This window comes from Rhizobium etli CFN 42 (assembly GCF_000092045.1).
Taxonomy (GTDB): domain Bacteria; phylum Pseudomonadota; class Alphaproteobacteria; order Rhizobiales; family Rhizobiaceae; genus Rhizobium; species Rhizobium etli.
In genome coordinates, this window is record NC_004041.2 from 302,834 (window position 1) to 328,254 (window position 25,421).

A 25,421-nucleotide genomic window follows, 5' to 3' on the forward strand; every position below is an offset into this window, starting at 1 on the left:
CGCGTCCAAAGGCTTGCCGGATCATTGTTGTGAAGGGTAGCTATTGGGCGCCTTCGGTGAATGGAAACGGCACCGTGCGCTCGACCCGCACCATTGGCATAGCAAGCTCGCACGTCGGCGATTCCGATGGGATGAGGACGTTCGCGCGCCACAGCCTCGTCGGCGCCTTAGCCGACGCCCTGCCTGATGCGAGGGCGTTCGTCGGGCTTGGTCGACAGATCGCCATCAAGCTGATTTCGTGCTCTATGCGGTCGTGGGCGTGGCCGGTGCCGTTCTTTATTCCCGCATCCCGACACGTCTGGCAAACCGCGCAACCACAGAAGCCGCCGCCGCGCTAGGTCCTTAGCGCCCATCGTCCTTGCAACTCGCAACTCACTCAGCCTCGACGCATTCGCAGGCGTGATAACGCCGGCTGCGAAAGACAGAAGATGCACTGTTGTAGTCTCCGGCTCCCGCCGCTGCTTGCATGACGGCTTGCGCCAGTCGTTGACAAAACTCAATTGGCCAGCCAGCATTTCCGTTGCCCGGCCATTTGTAATGACTAAGTCTGAGGTGGTGCCATGCCTCGCATGATCAGGTTCATACTCACGCGTTTGGCGACGGGGTTCGCAATTGGATCCGCCGTGGGCTTCTTCGTTTGGCAAAATGGATTTGCCGCGGCAGGCACGCTTGAGAATTATCTCGCGAAGGGCCTGTTCATCTACCTCTTCGCAAGCACCATCAGCATGGGTTATCTCGCGACGGCCCCTCGAAGAATAGCGCCGGACGCTCTCCGTCGCATGTTGGTGCTCGTTGCGCCCGTTCGTCTGCACTTCCCTATTAAGCCCGCCAGTCCGACGGTATCCGCATGTGTCGTCAGCGCCACCGTTGATGCGGACAAGGCCTGAAGCAAGCGATGAAGACAGTCGAGATCACAAAAACAATCCGTCCTGGTGCTTTTTTGCGCCTGGCCATAACGGAGCAAGCGATCGCCATATTGACGGTTGTCGAATTCCGGCGCGGTTATCGCCCTGCCCCGAGGTCAGCACGCCTTCCGCAGCAGATCGACGCTGTCAACCACGACGACCCTGCCTCTGACTTCGACCCCTGCAGGACCGAGGGCAGCGAAAGCCCGCGAAAGGGCTTCGGGCGCAACCCCGAGTTTGCCGGCCAGAATTCTTTTCCGGTAAGGCAGGCGAAAGGTGGCCTGCGATGCTGAGGCCGGGCAGCGGCTGACGAGGTAATTCGCAACACGCTGTGCAGCCGTGTGCAGCCGGTCTCCCGCTATGCAATCCATGGCACCGAGCAGATGCCGGGCCATGATGCGCATGACGTTGCGACGCATGACGGGGTCCCGGTCGGCAAGCGCCCGCAACTCCACAAGGTCGAACAACGCGACCTCTGCGCCGTCGGCGGACCATGCGCTGTAGGTGTAGGAGCCGCCTGCCGACAGGAGATATTCACCGAACGTCTCACCCGGTTCGCAGATGCAGATATCTGCCTGGCGCCCCGCGGATTCCGACTTCGAAAGTCGCACGAAGCCGCGCATCACGCAATAGACGAACGACGCCTGCTGGCCCTCGGCGATGATCCGCTCGTCCGGTGCGAAGATCTGGAACTGAGCCGTGTCGGCCAGTTCTTCTATCCTTGCTTTGTCCAGGCCGTGAAACAGGTCAGATCGCAAAAGTATGGGATGTCTCGATAGCATCGATCTTCCTTTCGTTTCGGCCGTGAGCGGTTCAAGGTCTTTTGCAATCGGTTTCGTCCTCGACGAGGATTCGCCAAGCTGCTCCTTCAAGGTCCTCGTACTGGCGGCTCGTCAGCGACCAGAGGAACGCCAGGAGACCCATTCCCCCCATCAGCAGTGCGATCGGCATCAGATAGATCAGCATGTTCATGCGGTTTCAACTTCCGCACGTCCGCCGGCAAGCGGCTCGCTCCGTAGGCCGAAGGCATTTAATCGCAGCGCATTCGTCACGACGATGATCGACGAAGTCGACATGGCCACCGCCGCTATCAGCGGCGTTGCCAGGCCGGCGATTGCGATCGGTACCGCAAGCACGTTGTAACCGATGGCGAGAGCAAAGTTCTGGCGAATGAGGCTGGCGGATCTTCGTGCAACGGCGATTGCCTCAGGAACGGCATCGAGACGATCGTTGAAGAAGATAAGGTCGGCGGCTTGCCTGCCGACGTCGGATGCGGTTGCAGGCGCCATCGAGACCTGCGCGGCGGCCAGCGCCGGTGCGTCGTTGATCCCGTCGCCGACCATGAGCACGCGATAGCCCTCGGCGCCCAGCCTCTGGAGTTCCTCGACCTTCTGTTTCGGCCCCAGGTCGCCCAGAGCTTTGCCGATACCGAGAGCCCGCGCTGTGTTGTCGACGACGGCCTGCCTGTCGCCGGATACTATCAACGTTTCGATACCGGCTGCAGCGAGCTGGCGGAAAGTCTCCGCGGCGCCCGGACGAAGCGTGTCGTCAAACAGGAAACGGGCGAGATCGACGCCGTTTTTCGACAGGACCACCTCCGAAAACGGAGTATCGCCCGCGGGCGTGAGCCCGGTTCCGCAGGCAAAGGCCCGGTTGCCGAGCCGATAGAAGTCCGCTCCTTGCCAGGCTTCCAGCCCCCCGCCGGCGATTTCCGTGACCCTGTCGAAGGCGAAGGGGTAAGAGATGTCTATGTCCCGCACCAGACCCTGGGAAAGCGGATGCCGTGAATGCGCCGCCATTGCGCAAACGATGGCTCTATTGCCCGCGATCGAGTCGATTCGGACGAGGCGGGGCCGGCCCATCGTCAGGGTGCCGGTCTTGTCGAAGGCCACGATGTCCGCGTCGGCCAGTCTTTCGAGCGCCGAACCGTCCTTCACCACGATGCCCCTGCGGAAAAGTTCGCCGGCGGCGACCACCTGGACCACCGGTACAGCAAGGCCCAATGCGCAGGGGCATGTGATGATCAGCACCGCGACCGCGACCAGCATGGCCTGTTTCCAATCGCCCCCAAGCAAGCCCCAGGCGAGAAAGGAGGCCAGCGCCAACAGGTGCACGGCGGGAGAATAAAGTGCTGCGGCGCGATCGGCGACCCGGCGATAACGAGCCCTGCCGCCCTCGGCCGCTTCCATCAGGCCGATGATCTCGGAAAGAAGCGAATCCCTTGCCACTTTGGTCGCCCGCAGGACGAGCGAACCGGTCAGGTTCATCGCACCCGAATTCAGCGCGCTGCCTGCGGCGACGGCGACCGTGCTGCTTTCACCGGTGACGATGGAGAGGTCAACATCGCTCTCGCCGCTGACGATCATGCCATCGACGGGAATGCGTTGGCCGGCGGCAATCGCGATGTTATCCCCGACGGCGATCTCTTCGACCGGGATGTAGTGCCGCGACCCGTCCGGCATCATCAGCTGCGCCCCGCGCGGCGCCAGTCTGGCAAGCCCGTTGATCGCGGCGCGGGCTTTTTCCCGCATCACATGATCGAGGGTTCTGCCGATCAGCAGGAAGAACAGCAGAGACACCGACGCGTCGAACCAGGCATGTTCGCCATGGTGCATGGTTTCCCATAGGGAGACCGCATAGGACAGCGTCACTGCAAGCGAGATCGGAACATCCATGTTGGTGCGCCTACGCTTGAGCCCGCTCCAGGCCGATTTGAAGAAGAAGCGTCCACCATAAACCAGCGCCGGCGCCGCGATCATCGCCGAGATCCAGTGAAACATGTCGCGCGTGGCCGCATCGGCGCCCGACCATACCGACACCGAGAGCATCATGATGTTGGCGGCCGCAAAGCCGGAAACTCCAATCGCCAGCAGTAGCTGGTTCCGGATCCTGTCGGTTTCGGGTGCTGTCGACGTGATGAGATGGGCGCGGTATCCGGCCAAGGTGATCGCGGCGAGGATTTCGGAGGGATCGGTCGCCTTCGCCTCGATCTCTTCCTGATAGACGCAGGTGACACGCCTGGCGGTGAGATTGACCCGGGCTTTCCTGACGAACGCAAGCGCCGACAGCGCTTTTTCGAGGGTCAATATGCAGTCGCCACAGTGGACGTCGGGCACGCTGAGGTCGACCTGGCGTAACCCAGCCCCGAGCGGGTGGCTTGCAAGGCATACCTCCTCGGCGCTGGCGGATGTCGCGCTGAGGCCGAGAACGCTTTCCGCATCCATCGAGCAGCAGGTCATTGGCGGAACTCCGCGGTGTCGAAGCGTTTGGCCTCATGCATGACGACCGCCCCGTTCATTCTCGATATGGCCTCGACGATCCAGTCGCCGGCGACAACCTGGTGATCGGCTTCGAACCGCCCTTCGCCCGTCTTCCGGAGCGTCACGCGGAAATCCTCATGATCGCCGACGGGCCGTTTGAAGTTCAGCGTGACATCATCGATGATCGCAGGCGTGCCGGCCTGGTCGTGGATGTCGTAACGGATTTGGCTGCCCTTAACGACGAGCGCGCCCTCGACGCCGGAGGCGGCCATTGCCTTCATCGCTGCCGCCCTGGTGTTGAATTCCTGGCTGGCCACATAGGTGTTTTCCACGACGATGCCACTCCAGCTGGACGCAGCATAGAAGGCCATGGTGGCGTTTACGGCGATCACTACGGCGAAGAATGCCGAGGTGGCAAGCAGCACGTGCAAGCCGGTAAAGCCCTGAGTAGAAGTCTTCATTTCACGTCTCCCGGCGCGTTGAACGCCGCGCGATAGCTCGCCCGGTCGGCTTGACCTGCGTCTTGACCTATATCTTCGATGACGAAGAGGAATTCGTTGATCTCTGCCCCGTCTGGGGCGCGCGTGACGAAGACCTTGAGCGTCGTGGCCGCGTCGGGTTCGACGTGAGCGGTGAAGCTGCGGGCATCCTGCCCGCCGAACTCGGGAATGCGCATTGTGCCCCCCTCCAGCCCGACGAGGGTGATGGTCACGTCCCGCGGCTTCGGCACCATGTTGAGGACATGCAGCGTGTAGCCGTTTCGGATGGAGCCGTCGCTTTCCAGAACATATTGAGGGTTCCGGTCGTGGATAACGTTGAGCCTGAGCCGATCGCGTAAGGCGAGATGGACGACCATGGCGACGCCGATCGATGCCCAGACGACACCGTAGAAGACAATTCTTCGGCGGAAGATGATGCGCCAGTCGAAATTCCGGACAGCTGGCATGAAGCTTCCGTCGTCGTTTCGGACATTGGAGGGCTGGATGGCTGTCCGTCCTCCGTCAGTAGCAAGCGACATGTTGCTCGAATATTCCTTGAGCGTCGCATAGGCGATCAGGCCGTGTGGCTTCCCGAGCTTGTCCATGACGCCGCCACAGGCGTCGATGCAGAGGGCGCATGTGATGCATTCCATCTGCTGGCCGTCGCGGATGTCGATCCCCATCGGGCAGACGGCGACGCAGGCATTGCAGTCCACGCAATCGCCCACCGGCAGACCCTGAGCCTTCTTGCCATGGCGCGACCGCTGCTCGCCCCGCCAGTCGTTGTAGGTGACAACAAGCGAATTCTCATCCAGCATCGCGCCCTGAATGCGCGGCCACGGACACATATAGGTGCATGTCTGTTCGCGCATGAGGCCGCCAAGCACATAGGTCGTCGCGGTCAGGGTGGCGATCGTGGCATACGCAGCGGCAGGAGCGCTGCCGTCAAACAGTGAAGCCGCCAGGCTCGGCGCGTCGGCAAAATAGAAGATCCATGCTCCGCCCGTGGCGATGGCGATCAGCAGCCAGATCGCGTGCTTGATCACCCGCTTCCTGAGCTTGTCGAAAGTGAAGGGGTCGGCATCGAGCTTCATCCGAGCGTTTCGGTCGCCTTCGACAGCGCGTTCGACGACGAGAAAGAGATCGACCCAGACGGTCTGCGGACAGGCATAGCCACACCAGGCGCGGCCGACAGCGGCGGTGAGGAGAAAGAGGCCGAAGCCCGCCATGACGAGCAGGCCCGCCACATAGTAGAATTCCTGCGGCCAGATCTCGATGAAGAAAAAGAAGAAGCGCCGCGAGGCGAGGTCGACGAGGATTGCCTGATTGGGCGCATAGGGACCGCGGTCCCAGCGAATCCACGGCGCGAGGTAATAGGTGCCAAGCGTGAGCAGCATCAAGACCCATTTGAACCGGCGAAAGGGCCCTTCGGCTCGTTTCGGAAAGATCTTCTTGCGCGGCGCATAGAGAGGCTGGCGGTTGCGCCGGGCGTTGACGGGTTCGACGCGAACGTGGTCAATGTCATTTAGATTAGGGCGGGTATAGAGATTCATAGGACCTGTCCGATTTTCACCACTCTTTTCCCAGCCGTGGCGGATCCGTTCCTTGATGCAGATCAAGAACGACCGTGCAGAAGCGAAAAGGCCACGCCCCAGAGTAAGGGCGTGGCCGGAGGACAGCGGCGGAGAAACCGCTGGGACGTCCTCCACAGGAGCTGAAACTATCGGCTCGTCTGCTTGTGGTCTTTGAGGCAGATCAAACTCACCATCGAATTGCCGATTTTTGCAGGGTCGTCCTGCTCCGAAGACGCAGGCATCTGTTGGGCGCGGGCTGAGACACGCGATCGGATAACAGCACGCGGCGCGCCGTAGAGAGGGAGGATCGGATTGCGGTCGTGGGCTGTCATGTCTCTTCTCCTTACGTGCCGCCGCCGAGCGCATGAACGAAAATAGTAAGCTCGTTTACCGTTGTGTCCCCCAGGCGCGCTGCCCAGGCAGGCATTACGCCATGTTTGGGAGAGGCAACCTGACGAAGGATGGCGTCTTCACCCCGCGACTTCAGCCAGATTGCGTCGGCGAGATCCGGCGCACCCATTTCCACCTTTCCTTTGGCGTCCTCGCCGTGACATGGGGCGCAATTGTCGAAGAAAACCTGTTTTCCGGCCGCCGCCAGACCGACATCCGAGGGCGTATTGGTCAGCCCCCAGACAAAGGCGGCGACCTGCTTCATCTGGATGGGCTCCAGAACACCGGCAAAGGGCGGCATTTCGGAGGAATGGCTATCCGTATCGCCGTCGAAGCGGATGCCATGAGAGATCGTGGCCTGGATGGCATTCAGATCCCCGCCCCACAGCCAGTCGTCGTCGTTGAGATTCGGAAACCCCGGACCGCCGCTCGCTCCCGATCCATGGCAGGGCGCGCAGTTCACCTTGAAAGCGGATGCGCCGCCAGCGATCGCGAATTTACGAAGAGCAGGATCCGCGTCGATCTCCTCCACTGTCTTGGCAGCGATCAGGTCATGGAACTCCGTCTGCGATGACTTAGCGAGATTGAGGTCCTGCTGCAGCTCGGCGCGCGTTGAATAACCGAGATAGCCGTTAGTGGCGGAAGTGATCATCGGGATGGCCGGGTAAGCGATGGCGTAGCCGATCGCCCAGAGGATCGTCACGTAGAAGGTCCAGATCCACCAGCGCGGCATGGGATTGTTGAGCTCTTGGATGCCGTCCCATTCATGACCCGTCGTTTCGACGCCGCTCAGTTCATCGATATGCTTTTGCGACATCTCAATCGTCCTTCAAGGGAATATCGGCGGCATCTTTGGCCGTCTGCTTGCTACCTGGGCGAAGGGTGAGCATGACCGCGCCGACGAAGAATGCGGCCATTGCCAGGAGGCCCCAGCTGTCGGAGAAGTGTCTCATTGCAGTGTAAGTTTCCATGGATCACCTCACCGGTAGCCGGTCGCGTCGTCATAGGTCGAGAAATTAACCAGCGTTCCGAGCATCTGCAGGTAGGACACCAGCGCGTCCATCTCGGTCAGCCGGGTTGGATCGCCGTCGAGATCGCCGACATTCGCATTTGGGTAGCGCTTGAGTAGAGCCGCCGTGTCCGCGTTCGGATCGGCCTGGGCTCTCATGTCGGCCTCGGCATTCGCCAGCATGTCGTCGCTGTAAGGCACGCCCACGTCCTCATTGGCCTTGAGGTCCTCTCCGATACTCCTGACCGTCACCTCCTTCTCTTCGAGGAAGGCGTAGCTCGGCATGATTGATTCCGGCACCACGGCCCGCGGATTTGCGAGATGCTGGACGTGCCATTCGTTCGAGTAACGCCCCCCGACGCGGGCCAGATCGGGCCCTGTCCGCTTGGATCCCCATTGGAACGGGTGGTCGTACATCGATTCCGCGGCGAGCGAATAATGGCCGTAACGTTCGACCTCATCACGGAACGGCCGGATCATCTGGCTGTGGCAGAGATAGCAGCCTTCACGGATGTAGATGTTCCGTCCGGCGAGCTCTAGCGGCGTGTAGGGCCGCATGCCTTCCACTTTTTCGATCGTGTTCTGCAGGTAGAACAGCGGTGCGATTTCAACGATGCCGCCAATGCTGACGACCAGCAGCGAGCCGACCAGAAGAAGCGTCGCGTTCTTCTCGAGGGTCTTATGTTTATCAAGTAACGATGCCATGTCTCACCTCACTCGGCAGGCTGTGCCTGGGGCACCAAACTGGTCGGGATTGGCGCTTCGTCGCGCAGGTGGCCGCGGATCGTCATGAACACGTTCCAGGCCATGACGAGGCCACCCGCTAGGTAGAGTGCTCCGCCGACGGCACGCAGCACGTAATAGGGGATCATCGCCGCGACCGTTTCAGCGAAGGAATAGACGAGGAAGCCCTGGGAATTGTATTCTCGCCACATCAGCCCCTGCTGGATGCCCGCGACCCAGAGCACCGCGGCGTAGATCACGATCCCGAGCGTCGCGAGCCAGAAGTGCCAGTTGACCATCCGCAGGCTGTAGAGGCGCTCGCGCCCCCACAGTTTCGGCGTCAGGTAGTATATCGCCCCGAAGGTGATCATACCCACCCAGCCAAGTGCTCCGGAATGCACGTGACCGATCGTCCATTCGGTATAGTGGCTGAGCGAATTGACCGCCTTTATCGACATCATCGGGCCTTCGAAGGTCGACATCCCATAAAATGCGATGGCGACGATCATCATCCGGATGATCGGGTCGGTGCGAATTTTGTCCCAGGCGCCCGAAAGGGTCATCAAACCGTTGATCATGCCGCCCCAGGAGGGCATCCAGAGCATGACGGAGAAGACCATTCCGAGCGTCTGCGCCCAGTCAGGCAGCGCCGTGTAATGCAGATGATGCGGGCCGGCCCAGATATACATGAAGATCAGGGCCCAGAAGTGGATGATCGACAGCCGGTAGGAATAAACCGGCCGGTTGGCCTGCTTCGGCACAAAATAGTACATCATCCCCAGGAAGCCGGCGGTGAGGAAGAAGCCGACGGCGTTGTGGCCGTACCACCATTGGGTGAGTGCATCCTGGACGCCGGAGAAGAGAGAATAGCTCTTGGAGCCGAGGAACGACGCCGGAACAGCGAGGTTGTTGACCACATGCAGCATCGCAATGGTGACTATGAAGCTGAGATAGAACCAGTTTGCCACGTAGATATGCGGCTCTTTGCGCTTCAGGATCGTTCCGAGATAGACGGCCAGATAGGCGACCCAGACGATGGTAAGCCACAGGTCGACGTACCATTCGGGCTCGGCATATTCGCGCGACTGATTGATGCCGATCACGTAGCCGGTCGCAGCCATCACGATGAACAGCTGGTAGCCCCAGAAGACGAACCAGGCGAGTGTTCCTCCGAAGAGACGCGCGCGACAGGTGCGTTGCACCACATAGAAGGATGTCATGATCAGCGCGTTGCCGCCGAAGGCGAAGATCACCGCCGATGTGTGAACCGGCCGCAATCTTCCGAAATTCCAATAGGGCGCGATGTTGAGGTCGGGAAAGGCGAGCTGCAGCGCGATGATCACGCCGACGAGGAAGCCGACGACGCCCCAGAACACCGTAGCGATCAGGCCGTAGCGGATTACCTCGTCGCAATAGCCCGTAAGCTCTGTTTTGCGCTGTTGGCCCGTCGGCGAAAACTCTGCGTTTCTGACAAGCAGCAGCGTTCCCGCAACCAGGCAGAGGCAAAGTATACCCATATGGACTGCAAACAGATGATCGTGCGCGAATGCGGCCGCGAGCAGCGCCAGAAACGCTGCGACCGCGATCACCATCGTTTCTGTCGTGTAATTCATGATGTCGTCTCCAGTGCGCAGACGACCGCCTCGCGGCCGGCTTTCTCGGATTTCGAGGCAGGACTGTCACGAAGACGGGAACGGCTCCTTGATCTACATCAACAAGCGGACTGGAAGCGGTGGACGAACCGACGTTGTTACACTCTGTTGCAAACTTCCCCCTTTGGCACCGCCCGCTTACTCCCGTGTGACGCAGCTGCTTTCTACCGCACCCACTGCCACAAGGGGCGATGAAGATGCTGTGCAGAACAACCACGCGTTCGACAATGGCGCGAAGGGGCGCGAAGCCATACATGCCGGCCAATCCCTCTCTTCGCTGTTCGTAGGCTCGGCGGCCGAGGCCGTCGCAGCCGGTAAGGCGATTTGGTGGGAGGGTGATAAGCAACCATCTTGTCCAGGTGGAAGAAGGTGTCGTGCGCCTGCTTCGTATCATCGGCGAAAGATCGTCGGGTGATAATCGCTCTTCAATTCGCCGGCGATCTCAACGGCGCGTCGCTGCAAAACGATTTCCTATTTACGGCTGAGGCCGTCACGAAATGCAAGATCCGCCGGATATCGCACATGAGTTTCCACGGGGAAGTCGCTCGGTCTAATGCGCTCGCTCGACCTAGCTCTCGTTGCTCTGGCAGGAGGCGGCCGCTTCGCATGAACAGATGGTGCTGTTGCCGAAGAAGAACGCCGAGGAGCGCCCCTGCAGCTTCATCGTGAAGCTTGCATTCCGGCGCAACCCGCGTCCGCCAAGGTCCGTTGCGCGTTTCCATGAATCGTCAAGACATTGCGGATCATCTCGGCCTGACCATTGAGACCCTGGCCCACACCGTTACGAAACTTGCGTCGCGCAACATCGTTATTCCCGAGGGCAGGCACGACCTGCGGAACGTCAATCTTGCCCGCTGGTACGGTTATCGGGCGACACTGATGATTTTTCCGAGGATTTCTGTCAGAGGGTAAACCTCAACACACGCGACAAGCCGCGGGATCGACATTCATGCCCTCCGCGAACTTCTCGACGCGATATGAGCTCAGTCACGGCAATCCTAAGCTGTTCAGCAGCGCCGACGTTCGCCGAGCGTGCTTGTCCTTCGGTGATTCCTACATCGCTTGCAGGCTGCCATGTCCCTCGCAAGGGCGCTGGGCAAGCAGGCAAAAATTGGGACCTTCTGCCTTTTTTCCCCGAATTTGACGGGCGTCAAAGAGCCCAATTCCGGCATCTGCTAAGACACATTCATGAGGCTGATTGGGTCTCGCAGAAAAGGAGCTTGCAAATGCGGTTAAAATTCGGTCTGATCGCTGCAGCGGCAGCCTTGATTGTTTCGGCAGCGCCGTTGATGGCGGCCGACCACCAGGTTCGGATGCTCAACAAAGGCACGGAAGGCGCGATGGTGTTCGAGCCTGGCTTCCTGAAGATCGCCCCCGGCGACACCGTCACCTTCATCCCCACCGACAAGGGCCACAACGTCGAAACCTTCAAAGGCCTCATTCCGGATGGCGTTGCCGACTTCAAGTCAAAGCCGAATGAGCTATATCGCGCGAAATTCGATGTTCCAGGCGTCTATGTCCTGAAATGCACCCCACATTCCGGCATGGGCATGGTTGCCCTGATCCAGGTGGGTGACAGTCCGCCCAATCTCGAAGCGATCAAGACTGCAAAGGTGCCGAACATGGTGCGCAAGCGGCTCGATGCCGACCTCACAAACATCACCCAGTGAGACACAGCAGGTGCGGATGACCGCGCAGCCCATGACGATGGCTTTCGTGGCAGCTGTTTGCCTCGCCAGGAGCAGCTGATGCTCAGTGAGCATCGAGCAGAGCCAGGCGCTGTCAGGCAAGACGTCCAAGGCAGTGGTCGGACACGGTTGTCGGCAAAGCCGATGCCGAAACCTGGTGGGACCGTCGAGAAAGTGAATGTGGCCTGTGAAAAGAGCTATGATCTGCACGGCAGACCTGTGAAGGAACGCGTGGGCAAGATCACTAGCCCGGCGGCAATCTCGCTGACGACGAATATAACGAGGTCGTTTTTTTGCGCGGCAGTCGCGAAGGAGATGCCAGCCAAAACCCGGGGTCTCGTTCTGGTTACCCAAGAATTGCACGGAAGGCGCCGTCGAACGTTTGATCGAAATCCCCGCGGCAGGCAAGTCCTACAACTAGGAGACCCCTGCCTCGTCCTTCGACGTGCTCGAACAACCGCGTTCGTGAGAGGGCGAGAGCCGTCGATCATGTGGCGCTCGGTAGCTCACCTCGCGAAAAGGCTCCTTCAGGCGCCTGCGCGGCCGCCATAATCGCGATGGGCACAACTCTGCGGACCGGCGCTTGCCCACGCCACCTTAAAGGTTCGACGTCAGTCGCCAACGATACCCTGGGCCAGGGCCTGCCGAGATCGAGCTGTATTTGAATGAGCCGAAAAGCTCGACGATAACGACCTCGACGTCCAGGCGGTGATACGGGCGCCCATCTACTTGTGACAGGGCGGCCCGATGACCGTATTTGTGAGTGCGCCCGCCCTGCTTCACACGAACTTGCGACGTCGATCCTCCTCGACGTGCCGTTGTCGACGGGACTCCTGGGAAGATAACTGCAGGGTCCTCGATCGAGAAACGGGAACTCGATGTCTTCTCGCGCGGCCTTTGATGCGTTTCGTGTCGCCGGAACCGATGCACACTTCCGGCGACAAGTACTAGGCTGCCTTGCTGTGCGTGTGCCCGTGCGAGCTAAAATAGGCGTCGAATGCCGCCGCGACTGCACGGACCATGAAGCGCGCCTCCTCGCATACGACAATCCGCTCACCGCTGATCGTCACGACGCCGTCGGCCATGAGCTCGCCGAGACGGTCGTTGCGCTCGACAAGGAAGCCGGTGTCGAAACCCGATCCGCTGCTCAACTGGCCGAGATCGGCTTCGAAATCGCACATCAGCCTCTCGATGACCCTCGCCCGAAGCTTGTCCTCCTCGCTGAGAAGATATCCCTTGGCGGTCGGCAGCACCCCGAAGGCAATTCGCTCGGCATAGAGGCCGAGAGGCACGTGGTTCTGCATATAGCCGGCCGGCAGCCGCCCGATCGCAGATGCGCCGAGGCCGATCAGGCTATCGCAATCATCCGTGGTATAGCCCTGGAAGTTTCTCCTCAGCGTTCTGTTGCGCGCGGCGAGCGCCAACTGATCGTTCGGCAGTGCAAAATGATCGAGCCCAATGCGCAGATATCCGGCCTTCTGGAGCTCCTCGGCGATCACTTCCGCCTGCTCGTTCCGCTGTTTTGCGTCCGGCAGCGATGCTTCGTCGATCAGGCGCTGATGTTTCTTAAAAGCGGGTATGTGAGCGTAACCGAAAACGGCGAAACGTTCGGGACGCAGTTCTGCAGCCAGCCGGACCGTCTCGATGCAAGATTGGACAGTCTGTTTCGGAAGGCCATAAATTAGGTCGAAGTTGATGCTGCTGACGCCTGCTGAGCGCAACCCGGCGACCGCCCTTTCCGTCTGCTCAAAGGATTGCAGCCGCTTGATACCGGCCTGCACGATCGGATCGAAGCTCTGGACGCCGAGGCTTGCGCGGTCGACGCCGTTTTCGGCGAGCGCATCGATCACGGGGGCGACCAATGTGCGAGGGTCGATCTCGACTGCGACGCCGGCTTTCGCTTCAAACGTGAAGGCACTCCTGAGCTTTGCCATTAGAGCCGAAAATTCCTGCGGCTTCATGACCGACGGCGTGCCGCCGCCGAAATGCACGTACTTGACGGGCACGTCGTTTCCGGCCGCAAAAGAGACGAGCTCGATCTCTTCCTTCATCACGTCGAGATAGTCGGCGACCGGAGCGTCTTGCCGGGTGATGGTCGTGTGGCAGCCGCAGTACCAGCATATCGAACGGCAGAACGGGACGTGGAGATAAACCGAAACCGGGCCAGCCGCGGCGATATGGGCGAGATTGCCGGCATATTCATCCGGCCCCACGGCTGCAGAAAAAGCCGCCGCCGTCGGGTAACTCGTATAACGCGGAACCCGCGCATCGCCGTATTTGGCGATCAGATCATCAGACATTTTCGCATCCCTTTTCAAAACAGGATGCTTTATGATCTCCGGCCGCGCCGGCTTCCTTGTCCCAAATCAATGATGACGTCTCAGGCCAGAATCAGCCGGATCTTTGTCCGCTGTGAAAGTCAGCACTTTCGAACCCGCCTAACATCTCGTTCTGACATGGGTCGAGCCGCGGTCCCGGCTGTTCGAAGAGACGTGCCACAAGGAAATGAGCAAGAATGACTGATACGCAAAACGGGTGAAACAAATTGGTGTCCGCGTGCTGTCGCCGGTCGAGCCATCCCACGGTTTCGGCTCGCTCCATGCGCTGGCCCCCGGCGATAGTTTGTTGATCGCCAGTGGAACTGGTGCCGGCCTAACGGCGGGAATCTCGAGCGAAGCCTACCGAAACGCGGAAGTCGTGGTCGTTTTCCAATTCCACAGGCCCTCGCCGCGGCCGCCGACGTGATCGTCAAGGTGCGCCTCGATCAATGAGGTCGCCCTGCTGTCGCCTGAAAAGACGCTAATCGCTTTCTTCTATCCCGCAGCCAACAATGAGTTGCTCAAGCGGGCTCTGCATTCGGGCGCGAATATAAGCGCCATAGACATGGTCCCGCGCATCAGCCGTGCACAGAAGATGAATGGGAAAGATCGGGGTTACCGGGCGGTCATCGAAGCGAGTGCGAACTTCAGGTGTTTCTTCACCGGGCAGATCACCGCGCGGTATTTCTAGGGTCTCCTCAGTTTTACGTCGCCTTGAGGTCCGTCAGCACCTTGTCAAAAGCATCCTTGACCGGCTTTGAGATTTCCTCCACCGCCCTGCTTGAGAGCACCCGGACTTCCTTGGCGTGCTGCAAACTTGTCTCAACGCGCTTGCGGAAAAAGGTCGACTGCTGTTCGAGGATCTGCGACGGCGAATTCGCGCCCAGCAAAGCTTGCAAATGTGAGAAGCTGGCCTCGGCGTCGGCCTGCAGTGCAGCGATCGTCTTCCACCACAATTCGTTGCCGAATAGACTTGTCGTTTCGAGGATCGGAGGCAGCATTTTCTGTGTCGCTTCAGCGCCGGACGCAAGTTTCAAAAAAGCCTCTGTCACCTTCTTGTTCCCCTTTTCAACAGATGCGCCGAACTGATCTGGCACCTTGAGCGACGATGACCCCGGGTTTTCGATCGTTTCAAAGGATCTTTCGGAAATCTTGGTCATTGCATTTTCCTTCTCTTTGAGTTGGTTGCAAGCTGTGACATCGGGATTGACCCTTCCGCCGGCGGATGCATGGCCGCTTGGTAGAACGCGGATCCGATGACGAACGGTCAGGTGGCCTCCGTTCCGTTCGTTTCATGAACCGGCATCATGCAGACTGCTTTCTGCCGCTTGTAACCAGGGATCAGCAAACACCATGCCAACTGCTCCGACGCGCCAAGAAGATGATTTTCTTTTATCAATGGGCGGGTTGAGGGCAGGTTGATGTGTATTTGACGGAGAGACCGGCGAACAAAACGTTCCAATCACGACAAACCTGACAAAAGTGGCGGATGCCCGACATTTGCGAGAAATGTCGACGGTTGCGCTGGGGACAAGGGAATTAGCATGTAATTCAACCGCGCTCAGGATCGTCCTGTGTCGGATCGTATTGAGCCTGCGGGGTGGAAAGTGGCGTTGCGGTCCTCGCCGCAAGTGCCTCCGTCAGCTGCGCACTGGTGCTTACCTCGACGGTCAGCTTGCGCGAGACATTGCGTGCAATTGCAGTGCCTTCTTTGCACCGGCCGCCATTGATTAGAACCGCCGCATCCGCGGATCAGGCATGGGACACGAACGGCACGATCTGTGGCGATCCAATCGCGGGGCATCTGCCTTGGCAACCGGATAAGTTCATCGCCGAGGGCGACGAGACAGCGATCGCCACTTCGCGCTTTTAAAAAAGTCCTATTGAAAGAAGCGACGAACTAGCCACCATCGCAGCGCCAACTTTGTGGATGGAATGCCACACGAAGTAACTACGTTCGTTCGTTTGCGCAGACGACGAGCAGCAGGAGACAACAAACGATCTGAAGGTAACAGCGTTGACTTGTTCGCGAGATCACGCAGTAACCTTGTCTGCCGCGACATGGGTCTGACAGTTCTTCGGGCAGACGCGCGCGCAGGCGCCGCAACCAATGCAGCGGCCGGCCTCATCGACAACCATGATCATACGATTGAGCTCGCCATCGAAGTCTTCCTCCTCGTCGTCGCAGATGCCGAGGATTTCACCCGCTTCACCGACGCCATAGAGGTGCATGACTTCGCGAGAGCAGGCTTTGAAGCATCGGCCACAGCCGATGCAGGTTGTAGCATCGATGCAGGTCAGGTACTCCGGCACCCAGCTGGAGCCGTCGCGCGTGACGAAAGGGCCAGTCATCGTGAATTCTCCAATGCAGCGAGCTCTTCCTTCGCAGCGTTCAACTCGGCGAAGGCGTCGAACGTCTCTCCTGCAATGGTCTTGATTCTAGCCCAATTAATCGGAAGGTCCTCGGCAAGATCGTGCAACTCCATCTTCGCAGCGGCGGCGCGGGACTGCAGCTTGCGGACCTTTTTCAGCTGCTCCACAATGTCTGACATGATCTCTTTCCTCGAAAATTGATTTCATGATGCCCGCGCCACGTCGGGATAGGTTTCGATAACTTCAATAGCGTCATCGACCATTTTCGTGCCGGTCTCGGCGAGCTTGCCTAGCGTCTCAAAGCCGAACCGGTGGACATCGCGCAGGGTCTTCGACAGAACGACCAACCGTCCAGTCGTCAAAAGCAAGCGGCCGAAGCCCTCATGGCCGATCGTCATGATCGGCGATGCCAACAGGCCTGTGCACTCTTCGATCACAAGCCCCACGCAACTGTAAAAGTTCTGTAGCCTCCACAGCACATCAGGATCCGGATCGCCTATGATCGGGATCTTACGGCGCTGCTCCTTGGTGAGGATGAAGTCGGCCAGCAGGTCAGTGTCCGATTTGCCTTCCCACGCCCCATGGGCATCCTGAGCGCGGATGAGCCTTATCAGGCATCTGAGAAAAGGGGTGGCGAGATCCCCATCTTCGTTGACAGCAGGGCCATTCGTACTTCCTGTCAATGTACCCATTTCTTAGTCCTCCTCATCGAAAGGCTTCTTTTCAATGGCGCCTGCTTCGGTCAGCGCCGTGAAGCTCGTGCGCCAGAGCGTGGGACCTGAAGAAGCCGATCCGCGGTTGTCCCAGGAATTGCCCTCACAGCCGAGAGGCCCATGGATCAGGTGCGCGACGTCGGTGATCGGCTGCAGCACGATCTTGGCGCCATCGAAAGCGCATCCGCCGGCTGCCGCCCCGGGGATCAGCGGCTTCGAACAGCCGTTTTTGCGCGCCTTGGAATCCTTGCTGCGGTTCTTCTCGCAGGCAGGCTCGTCAAAGACATCCTGGACTTTAGCATTGAGCAAGGGCATTGCGGTCTCCAAGTTCAGATGAAGGCGGCCGGCCTCACAAGGCCGACCGCCGCCGCTCCTAGCGGGTCAGGTCGTAAGAATAGTCCGTCACACCCGGCTCGCTCGTCTCGCGATCGAGCTTGTCGAAGATCTTGTCGAGGATCGTCGTCAGGACGCGCAGGCCGCCCTGGTAGCCCATGAGCGGGAAACGGTGGTGATGGTGCCGGTCGAATATCGGAAAGGTCAGCCGGATCAATGGGGTGCCGGTGTCGCGCTCGAGATACTTGCCATAGGAATTGCCGATCATAAGATCAACCGGCTCGGTAAAGAGCAGCGAGCGCAACGCCCACAGGTCCTTGCCCGCCCAGACCTGGGCATCCTTGCCGAAGGGCGAGGATGCGAGCAACGCCTTCATCTCGGCTTCCCAGGCCGACGTGCCGTTGGTAGCAAGGCAGTGGGTCGGCTCACCGCCGGTTTCCAAGACGAACCGGGCAACGGCGTAGACGAAGTCAGGATCGCCGTAGATCGCGTATTTCTTCCCGTGCAGCCAGGCTTGGCTATCTGCCATAGCGTCGACGAGACGGCCGCGTTCCAGGCCGATTGCCGGAGGAATTTCCTTGCCGGTAATCTCCGAGACCTTCATCAGGAATTCGTCGGTCGCCTGAACACCCAGCGGATAATGGAACGAAGCCGTAACCTGACCGACCTCCTTGCAATATTCCAGCGTTTTGCGCGTGTTATAGTGCTGCAGCGACAGGGTCGCTTCGGCATTCAACGCCGTTTTCAAGTCCTCGATCTTCGTGCCGCCGTCATACATGCGGTACGTACCGTCAGACGGCGTGTCGAACTGGTCGGAGGCATCCTGGATGAAGATGTAGGATACGCCCATCATGTCGAGCAGGCGCTTCAGTTCGCGGTTGTTGCCGACGCAGAAGCCGTCGAAGCCGGGAATGATGTTGATGGCTTGAGCAACCTCCTTCCGCTCGTTGCCTTTCCAGAAGTTCTCCAGAATGCCCTTGATCATGCCGTCATAGCCATCGACGTGGCTGCCGACGAAGGCAGGCGTGTGGGCGAAAGGAACATCGAAGTCGTGCGGGACCGACCCTTCGTTCTTTGCGTTTTCGATGAAGCCGTGGAGGTCGTCTCCAATGACTTCGGCCATGCAGGTGGTCGAGACGGCGATCATCTTCGGATCGTAGAGCTTGTATGTATTGGCGAGCCCGTCGACCATGTTCTTCAACCCGCCGAACACTGCCGCGTCCTCCGTCATCGAGGACGAGACCGCCGATGAAGGCTCCTTGAAGTGACGCGACAGATGCGAACGGTAATAAGCGACGCAGCCCTGGCTGCCATGGACGAAGGACATCGTTTGCTCAAAGCCTGCGGCTGCGAAGACGGCACCGAGCGGCTGGCAGGCTTTGGCCGGGTTCACGACCAGGGCTTCGCGGCCCAGGTTCTTTTCGCGATACTCCCAGGTCTTCGTGAAGTCGTTTTGATCGGCAACGACCTGATCCGGGTGGGGGCATTCGAAATTGGCTTTCTTCTCGGCGAGCATCTGCCTGTATTCCGGCTCGCGGAACAGGGGAGCATGGTCGAGAACTTTTTCCGCCGACTGCGGCATAGTAAGCACCTTTCTTTTCATCGCGCCGCACCGGTGGCGGCAATGGGATGTCATCTGTCACGAGTGCGGATCAAGTCCGATGGGAAGAGCCTGGCCTGCCCCTTCCCAAGACAGGCCAGGCTCTCATTCGGCCGCAACCGCCTCAGCTGGCGCGGCCTCTTTTTTCCAGGGGACGTCGTAGAGATCCCACACCGGATTATTGATGGCCAGATCCATGTCGCGGGCGAATATGGCGAAGCCGTCATAGCCGTGATACGGGCCGGAATAATCCCAGGAGTGCATCTGGCGGAAGGGGATGCCCATCTTCTGCACCGGATACTTCTCTTTAATGCCGGACCCAACAAGGTCGGGGCGGATGCCTTCGATGAACTTTTCCAGCTCGTAACCGGTCACGTCGTCATAGATCAGCGTACCCTTGTTCACATAATGGCCGGTGCGCTGATAGTCGTCGTTGTGGGCGAACTCGTAGCCGGTGCCGACGATCCGCATGCCGAGGTCCTCATAGGCCGTGATGACGTGGCGAGGACGCAGGCCGCCGACATAGAGCATCACCGTCTTGCCTTCGAGGCGCGGCCGGTACTTGTCGACGACAGCATCGACCAGGGGCCGGTACTTGGTGATGACAGCCTCGGTCTTGTCGACGATTTCCGGACCGAAGTGCTTGGCTATTTCGCGCAGGGAGGTTTCGATCTGGGACGGACCAAAGAAATTGTATTCCATCCACGGGATGCCGTATTTTTCCTCCATGTGCCGACAGATGTAGTTCATCGAGCGGTAGCAGTGGATGAGGTTCAGCTTGGCCTTTGGCGCGCGCTCGACCTCAGCGAGCGTGGCATCACCCGACCAGTTGCCGACCACGCGCAGCCCCACCTCCTCCAATAGAATGCGCGTAGCCCACGCGTCGCCACCGATATTGTAGTCGCCGACGACGTTGACATCGTAAGGGCCGGTCTCAAACTCGACTTCGTTCTTGTCGAAAACCCAGTCACGGATGGCGTCGTTGGCGATGTGGTGGCCGAGCGATTGCGAGACGCCGCGGAAGCCCTCGCAGCGTACCGGCACGATCGTCTTTTCGTGCTCCTTGGCCTTCTTGCGCGACACCGCCTCAATGTCGTCGCCAATCAGCCCGATCGGGCATTCCGACTGCACGCTGATGCCGTTGTTGAGGGGGAAAAGCTCCTCGATCTCGTCGATGACCTGTTCAAGCTTCTTGTCGCCGCCGAACACGATGTCCTTTTCCTGGAAGTCTGAGGTGAACTGCAGCGTCACGAACGTGTCGATGCCCGTCAGGCCGACGTAGTAGTTGCGGCGTTGCGACCAGGAATAATGACCGCAACCGACCGGCCCGTGCGAGATGTGGACCATGTCCTTGACCGGCCCCCATACCACGCCTTTGGAACCGGCATAGGCGCAGCCGCGGATCGTCATCACGCCCGGAATGGACTTGATGTTCGATTTGACGTCGCATTCGGAAAGGGCCTTCGGCTCGTCGCCGCTCGTTGCGACGCTGAGGTGCTTCTTGCGGCGCTTCGCCGCCTTGTCTGGATATTGCGCTAATACTTCCGCAATGAGCTGTTCATGCAAAACGCTGTCATTCTCGTAATCAAGGCTCATGGGCCCCTGCCCCCTTTCAAGGTTCGGGTTAGGTCGTCGTCGCCGAAGCGGCTTTCTTGGAAGGACGCGCTGGCGCAAGGGCCAGCGCGTCCTGTCGACAGCGGCAGTTATTGAGCCGCAACCACCGCTGACTCCTTGGCCTGTAGTTCGGCCAGCATCTGCTCGTCGCTCTTCATGATGCCGAAGTCGAGCAGCATGTCTTCGAGCTCTTCCATGGTAATCGGGGTCGGAATGGTCCCTTGGCCCGAATTGGCATGGATCTTCTCGGCTAGCGCCCGATATTCCCCGGCCTGCTTGGAGTCCGGCGCGTACTGGATCACCGTCATCTTCCTGAGCTCGGCGTGCTGGACGATGTTGTCACGCGGCACAAAGTGGATGAGCTTGGAATTGAGCCTGGCAGCCAGCGCCTCGGAGAGGTCGAGCTCGCGGTCCGTCTGGCGCTCGTTACAGATCAGGCCGCCGAGCCGCACGCCGCCGGAATGGGCATATTTCAGGATGCCCTTGGCGATGTTGTTGGCGGCATAGAGCGCCATCATCTCGCCGGACATCACGATGTAGATCTCCTGGGCCTTGTTCTCACGGATCGGCATCGCAAAGCCACCGCACACCACATCGCCGAGCACGTCATAGGAGACGTAGTCGACATCGTCATATGCACCGTTCTCTTCAAGGAAATTGATCGAGGTGATGACGCCGCGCCCGGCGCAGCCGACGCCCGGTTCCGGACCGCCGGACTCCACGCACTTGATGCCTTTGTAGCCGGCCTTGAGCACGTCCTCGAGCTCAAGGTCTTCCACCGAACCTTCCTGCGCTGCCAGATGCAGAACCGTGTCCTGTGCTTTGGCGTTCAGGATCAGCCGGGTGGAGTCGGCTTTCGGGTCGCATCCGACGATCAGGATCTTCTGCCCGAGGTCGACAAGCGCTGCGAGCGTATTTTGGGAGGTGGTGGACTTGCCGATCCCCCCTTTGCCGTAAAATGCGATTTGACGCAAATCTGACATATCGCCTTCCTTCTTTCGTTCCATCCATCGCTGAGTAAAAGGCAGGCAGCTCGCGCCGCCTCGCATGGCAATCTTCAAAACCCGTGCCATGTGGGCCGATCGAGCCAAAGGAAAGATCCTTTTGTTGGGTTTCAGAAAGTTACTCCGAACCACCACAGGAAACTGCCAAACAAACCTAATGTCGCCGATCAGACAAAGCCGACAGACGGTGTCGTGATGGCATCACTTGCACCGCTAGAGCAAATCCTGCTCAATCTGGGTCATATCCAGCGGCCTTAAGGTAGTTTGCGCATTCTGCCGCAGTGAAGCGCGGTATCAAGGCCCCGACCGCATCCCATAGAGCATCGATCTTTCGCTCGGCTCGGCCTCGCAACATGGCTTTCAGCTTCGAGAATGCGTTCTCGATTGGATTGAAGTCCGGACTATAGGGCGGCAGGAACATGAGCTTGGCGCCGGCACGTTCGATGGCATCGCGGACACCGGCTATCTTGTGTGCAGGCAGGTTATCCATAATGACGACGTCGCCGATCTCCAGGGGCGGCACCAGCACCTGTTCGACATACGCAAGGAAGACGTTGCCGTTCATCGCGCCATCGTAGACGAATGGGGCGGTCATTCCGCTGAGGCGCAACGCACCGGTGAAAGTCGTTGTTTTCCAATGGCCGTGCGGCACGCCGGCACGGCAAACGCTCACCTCGCAATGCACGTCCGCGCAGACGTGACATCTTGGTCGAGAGGCCGGTTTCGTCGATGAAGATCAGTTTCTCCGGATCGAGGTCCAATTGACCATCGAACCAGGCGCGCCGGCGCTTCAGGACGTCCGGTCGGTCCTGCTCCAGTGCGTGTGCGGTCTTTTTTTAAAGGTCCACCCACGGCCTCGAAGCCAGGCGCCAAGTGCGCTGCGGCTGATCTTCACCTGCCGCTCGACGGACAAGCGCTCAACCATCTCATCGAGCGTCACATCCCTACGCTCGTTGATCAACGCGACAACGAATTCCTCGTGTGCATCCACTGCCGAAGGTCGTCTCCAGCTCTGTGGCAGAGCAGTTAACTCACCCTCTTTCGCTCTTCAATCCAGCGGATCGCCGTCGAAATCCCAACTCCGAAACGAGCCGCAGCCTGTCGAGCCGACATGCCCGCCGCAGACGCTTTCAAAACCCGTATTAGGAGATCATCGCTCAGGGCCTGTCCCATCATCCACTTCTCCGCTGTGGATGTTGAATCAGCTTCGGTCGCTCTCGTCACCTCACAATCGATTCATCAATCGCAGGACATGTCTAGGTCGACCGCGCGCCAGCGCGACCGCGACCATCAGCAGGACAAAGAGCTTTGAAAACAGGAGACAATCGCACATCCCTGTAGCCAAGAGAGAAATGGCGTATCGCACGGGAGACGCTGCGAGCGCCCAGGTGATAGAGCTTCGCCTTGTGGCTGAACAAGCCAACTTCGATCGCGCAGGCCCGCCGCGCCCGACAGCTGGCCAAAAACAGCGCCAGGAGCTACGACTGGGGCCACGCACGTGAGTATGTCGAGGGCATGTCGCGCATGCTGCAGCAGGACAAACCGGATGGCCACGTCTTGGCGACCGGCGAGACGACGAGTGTCGGCCAATTTCTCGAGCGGGCTTTTGCCGACGTGAACATTACTTTGGAATGGAAGGCGTCCGGCGTCGACTGGCTACGACTCCGCGTCCGGTGCCTGCCTTGTTGAAGTCGATCCTCGATACCTCCGCCCGACGGAAGTTGATCTTCTGCCGGTGATCCGACCAAGGCCCGCCAGAAGCTGGGCTGGCAACACAAGGCCCCGGTTCAGGAGCTCGTCGCCGAGATGGTGCGCGAGGATGTCAAGCACTGGAAGGCCCTGAACAGCCGGGAAGAGCTCTGAGTGTACGACTTGTCCAACAAGAAGATCTGGGTTGTCGGCCATCGCAGTATGGTCGGCAGTGCGCTTGTGCGCAGGCTCCGATGCCGTGCTCTGCGGCAGTGGCGTCAGTTAGCGGGTCGAACGAGGAGCGCGGATCGTGAACCCGCGAGCGCGCAAAAATACGGCATTAGCCGATGATGTTCATACTTCCACCAGGTGCCCGGATTGCGGTACCGAGGCTTCGGGGCATATGTTCCTGATGGTCCTGCTTGTCTCGAATATCTCACGCTTGACGTCTAAGCGTTCGCAGATCGAAAGGTGCGGGATGTGTCATCGTGTGGGTCGGTCCGTCATCGAGGGTTAAATAGACGCACCGATCACTGGGCCGCCACCGTCTCTTCGGATAACTTCAGCTATGGGACCATGCTCTTTCATAGCTCAGGGCCATTCCGCTCGATCAAGGTCCCCGATGGCCAATCACTCATTGAGCATCCTATTGGGAATACTACCAAAATTACGTTTTCACAGCGCGTCGGCGGGAGGTTGAGATAAACATCGGCAAGGGTGGATCGCACGCGTACCCCTTCCAAAACCGTCGCAAGACCATTTCGGCAGAGCCTGAGAACAAGGTTGCGCAACGCCTGCCGAACACCGCCGAACGCAAACCGAACGCCAAGTTGCTGCAGCACTGGGTAAACAATGCGCATCGAATTAATGCCGTACCCCTCAAGATCTGGACGCACGCCCCACAATCCAAGCTCGCATACGAGTAGATCGACCTCGCCAACCCGAACGAAACGACGCAACAACCCCATGTGAGCGGCCACACCGTGCGCATCATAGCCTATTACGCGAAGCTCGGGCCTAGCTCCTGACCAACTACGAGCACCTTCGAATGGAAGGGCGTTGTAAGCTCCAGTTGGCCCATAGGTCTTCCGAAAGAAATCTGCGAGCTCCGTGTGGTCAGAGAGCTCCAACTCGTTTTCCCAGCACACTTTCCACCGCACCTGAGGGCTCATACCTAAACCTCCACTTAATACTCTGTCCAGGCGTCGACAGAGCAACTACTTGATACGCACTCGTTGGGGCGCTTCTAATGGCACTGGTATAAGCTGGTGAAATCATTTGTTTGGATGGAACTCATCCGTCCAATGGATGCGTTCCAATCAATCGGCCTGCCATCGGCTGCCGACGCCAGATGAAGCGGCCGGGCTCCAACTTCTTCGTGAACATGCCGCCTTGTCCATCATGCTGGATCATCTTGATCAGGCATCCAGGACATTGAACTGAAAAGTTGACCATGACTGAGAGGCTCGCTACTCAGGCAGAAGCAAGCCAAAGACGTTTTCGGCGATAATCAGGCAAATTGTCGAGATCACATTAGAACCATCGGCGGAACCGGGCTGGTCTATCCCGGCGTCGAAAGTCGTCGAACGACCCGACCTGGCGGAGGGGTTTTTTCGGAATGTTCGGTTTGCGACAGTCTGATTCCACACAAAATGGGACGCGGCGATAGGCAGCAGCATTCTCCTGTTGAATCTGAAAGGGGTTCCCCTCGCAAAACGCCCTGGTTCGCTTTGGCTATCGCAGCCCATGGACCGGCACGCTGGGTATCGGCGAAGATTGCCAGAGGACATACTTGCCTGGCGATCCCGACCTCGGGAGAAGATGATGGGTACAGGAATGGATTCGCAGATCAGTGCGTTTCCGGTGCAAGCTTTTAGGACCCCGGACACAGCAAACGCCTCCCAGGACTGGCGAGGCGGCCGCGAGATCGCAATTTTCTCCTAGATAACGGTATGAGGTGATCGTCATACCCTGGTCACCGGATGCCGATCGTCACGCACATGGTCTGGTACAGAGCCGGCGGCGCCGATGAGCCCCCGAGGAAATACTTAGTGACTGGCACGGTTGTTGCGTCGTCTCACGAAAGACAGCCGTTAA

General features: G+C 59.3%; 21 protein-coding genes and 5 pseudogenes. 5 read left to right on the plus strand and 21 right to left on the minus strand.

Going from position 1 to position 25,421, the window contains the following annotated elements:
• Nucleotides 1–560 precede the first annotated feature (560 nt).
• Nucleotides 561–746: pseudogene (locus RHE_RS30840) on the plus strand (hypothetical protein); the annotation flags it as partial.
• Nucleotides 747–1,021: 275 nt separating this feature from the next.
• Here the strand turns inward: RHE_RS30840 and RHE_RS30845 are convergent.
• The 10 genes from RHE_RS30845 to ccoN form a co-directional block, all read right to left on the minus strand.
• Nucleotides 1,022–1,687 carry a Crp/Fnr family transcriptional regulator gene (locus RHE_RS30845; protein WP_011053469.1) on the minus strand — a complete coding sequence of 222 codons (666 nt, stop codon included), beginning with the start codon at nucleotides 1,685–1,687 and terminating at the stop codon, nucleotides 1,022–1,024.
• 31 nt (nucleotides 1,688–1,718) lie between these two features.
• Nucleotides 1,719–1,877 (minus strand): cbb3-type cytochrome oxidase assembly protein CcoS, encoded by a 159-nt coding sequence (ccoS, locus tag RHE_RS30850; protein WP_011053470.1) that lies wholly within the window; start codon nucleotides 1,875–1,877, stop codon nucleotides 1,719–1,721.
• The gene (locus RHE_RS30855) at nucleotides 1,874–4,144 is read right to left on the minus strand and encodes a cation-translocating P-type ATPase (RefSeq protein WP_011053471.1); all 2,271 of its coding nucleotides are present in this window, start codon (nucleotides 4,142–4,144) and stop codon (nucleotides 1,874–1,876) included. The genes ccoS and RHE_RS30855 overlap by 4 nt, the downstream gene beginning before the upstream one ends.
• Entirely contained in the window at nucleotides 4,141–4,626 is a 486-nt protein-coding gene (locus RHE_RS30860; protein ID WP_011053472.1) for a FixH family protein, read from the minus strand. The genes RHE_RS30855 and RHE_RS30860 overlap by 4 nt, the downstream gene beginning before the upstream one ends.
• Nucleotides 4,623–6,197, minus strand: coding sequence for a cytochrome c oxidase accessory protein CcoG (ccoG, locus tag RHE_RS30865; RefSeq protein ID WP_011053473.1), 1,575 nt, complete (start codon nucleotides 6,195–6,197; stop codon nucleotides 4,623–4,625). Before ccoG ends, RHE_RS30860 begins: the two co-directional genes overlap by 4 nt.
• Before the next feature lie 167 nt (nucleotides 6,198–6,364).
• The gene (locus RHE_RS34810) at nucleotides 6,365–6,550 is read right to left on the minus strand and encodes a hypothetical protein (RefSeq protein WP_004674416.1); all 186 of its coding nucleotides are present in this window, start codon (nucleotides 6,548–6,550) and stop codon (nucleotides 6,365–6,367) included.
• Between the two features lie 11 nt (nucleotides 6,551–6,561).
• Entirely contained in the window at nucleotides 6,562–7,425 is an 864-nt protein-coding gene (gene ccoP / locus RHE_RS30875; protein WP_004674413.1) for a cytochrome-c oxidase, cbb3-type subunit III, read from the minus strand.
• Nucleotide 7,426: 1 nt separating this feature from the next.
• On the minus strand, nucleotides 7,427–7,579 hold the full coding sequence (locus tag RHE_RS30880; protein WP_004674411.1) for a cbb3-type cytochrome c oxidase subunit 3: 153 nt from the start codon (nucleotides 7,577–7,579) through the stop codon (nucleotides 7,427–7,429).
• Between the two features lie 8 nt (nucleotides 7,580–7,587).
• Nucleotides 7,588–8,322: a cytochrome-c oxidase, cbb3-type subunit II gene (ccoO, locus tag RHE_RS30885; protein WP_004674404.1), complete on the minus strand. Its 735-nt coding sequence runs from the start codon at nucleotides 8,320–8,322 to the stop codon at nucleotides 7,588–7,590.
• Nucleotides 8,323–8,330: 8 nt separating this feature from the next.
• A complete protein-coding gene (gene ccoN / locus RHE_RS30890; RefSeq protein WP_004674403.1) occupies nucleotides 8,331–9,953 on the minus strand; it encodes a cytochrome-c oxidase, cbb3-type subunit I in 1,623 nt (540 codons plus the stop codon).
• 241 nt (nucleotides 9,954–10,194) lie between these two features.
• Here ccoN and RHE_RS34015 point away from each other — a divergent pair.
• Together RHE_RS34015 and RHE_RS30900 are read left to right on the plus strand one after the other, a co-directional pair.
• Nucleotides 10,195–10,912: pseudogene (locus RHE_RS34015) on the plus strand (cyclic nucleotide-binding domain-containing protein); the annotation flags it as partial.
• Between the two features lie 306 nt (nucleotides 10,913–11,218).
• Nucleotides 11,219–11,662: a pseudoazurin gene (locus RHE_RS30900; protein ID WP_004674399.1), complete on the plus strand. Its 444-nt coding sequence runs from the start codon at nucleotides 11,219–11,221 to the stop codon at nucleotides 11,660–11,662.
• Nucleotides 11,663–12,627: 965 nt separating this feature from the next.
• On the opposite strand, the gene hemN is transcribed toward RHE_RS30900, so the two are convergent.
• Nucleotides 12,628–13,980, minus strand: coding sequence for an oxygen-independent coproporphyrinogen III oxidase (gene hemN, locus RHE_RS30905; RefSeq protein ID WP_011053474.1), 1,353 nt, complete (start codon nucleotides 13,978–13,980; stop codon nucleotides 12,628–12,630).
• Between the two features lie 478 nt (nucleotides 13,981–14,458).
• Here hemN and RHE_RS30910 point away from each other — a divergent pair, with 478 nt between their 5' ends.
• A complete protein-coding gene (locus RHE_RS30910; RefSeq protein ID WP_225880318.1) occupies nucleotides 14,459–14,689 on the plus strand; it encodes an NAD(P) transhydrogenase subunit alpha in 231 nt (76 codons plus the stop codon).
• A 13-nt stretch (nucleotides 14,690–14,702) separates the two neighbouring features.
• Here RHE_RS30910 and RHE_RS30915 read toward each other — a convergent pair whose 3' ends face one another.
• The 9 genes and pseudogenes from RHE_RS30915 to RHE_RS33150 all read right to left on the minus strand — a co-directional run bounded on the left by RHE_RS30915 (nucleotide 14,703) and on the right by RHE_RS33150 (nucleotide 22,808).
• Entirely contained in the window at nucleotides 14,703–15,158 is a 456-nt protein-coding gene (locus tag RHE_RS30915; RefSeq protein ID WP_011053475.1) for a phasin, read from the minus strand.
• A gap of 874 nt (nucleotides 15,159–16,032) precedes the next feature.
• A complete protein-coding gene (gene fdxB, locus RHE_RS30925) occupies nucleotides 16,033–16,350 on the minus strand; it encodes a ferredoxin III, nif-specific (protein ID WP_004677870.1) in 318 nt (105 codons plus the stop codon).
• Complete coding sequence (locus RHE_RS30930; protein WP_009991124.1) at nucleotides 16,347–16,550, minus strand: CCE_0567 family metalloprotein; 204 nt, start codon at nucleotides 16,548–16,550, stop codon at nucleotides 16,347–16,349. Before RHE_RS30930 ends, fdxB begins: the two co-directional genes overlap by 4 nt.
• 24 nt (nucleotides 16,551–16,574) lie before the next feature.
• The gene (locus tag RHE_RS30935; RefSeq protein ID WP_009991126.1) at nucleotides 16,575–17,063 is read right to left on the minus strand and encodes a NifX-associated nitrogen fixation protein; all 489 of its coding nucleotides are present in this window, start codon (nucleotides 17,061–17,063) and stop codon (nucleotides 16,575–16,577) included.
• A gap of 33 nt (nucleotides 17,064–17,096) precedes the next feature.
• A pseudogene (locus RHE_RS30940) lies at nucleotides 17,097–17,399 on the minus strand (nitrogenase component 1); the annotation flags it as partial.
• Between the two features lie 58 nt (nucleotides 17,400–17,457).
• Nucleotides 17,458–18,999, minus strand: coding sequence for a nitrogenase molybdenum-iron protein subunit beta (gene nifK, locus RHE_RS30945; protein WP_004677342.1), 1,542 nt, complete (start codon nucleotides 18,997–18,999; stop codon nucleotides 17,458–17,460).
• Nucleotides 19,000–19,122: 123 nt separating this feature from the next.
• Nucleotides 19,123–20,613, minus strand: a complete 1,491-nt coding sequence (gene nifD / locus RHE_RS30950) for a nitrogenase molybdenum-iron protein alpha chain (RefSeq protein ID WP_011053477.1) — start codon at nucleotides 20,611–20,613, stop codon at nucleotides 19,123–19,125.
• A 107-nt stretch (nucleotides 20,614–20,720) separates the two neighbouring features.
• Nucleotides 20,721–21,614, minus strand: coding sequence for a nitrogenase iron protein (nifH, locus tag RHE_RS30955; RefSeq protein WP_004675840.1), 894 nt, complete (start codon nucleotides 21,612–21,614; stop codon nucleotides 20,721–20,723).
• 250 nt (nucleotides 21,615–21,864) lie between these two features.
• Nucleotides 21,865–22,808 (minus strand): annotated as a pseudogene (locus RHE_RS33150) (IS630 family transposase).
• 231 nt (nucleotides 22,809–23,039) lie between these two features.
• On the opposite strand from RHE_RS33150, the pseudogene RHE_RS34020 reads away from it, so the two are divergent.
• Nucleotides 23,040–23,498, plus strand: a pseudogene (locus tag RHE_RS34020) (GDP-mannose 4,6-dehydratase).
• A 410-nt stretch (nucleotides 23,499–23,908) separates the two neighbouring features.
• Here the strand turns inward: RHE_RS34020 and nodA are convergent.
• Nucleotides 23,909–24,496, minus strand: a complete 588-nt coding sequence (nodA, locus tag RHE_RS30975; protein WP_004679687.1) for a nodulation N-acyltransferase NodA — start codon at nucleotides 24,494–24,496, stop codon at nucleotides 23,909–23,911.
• Nucleotides 24,497–25,421: the final 925 nt, after the last annotated feature.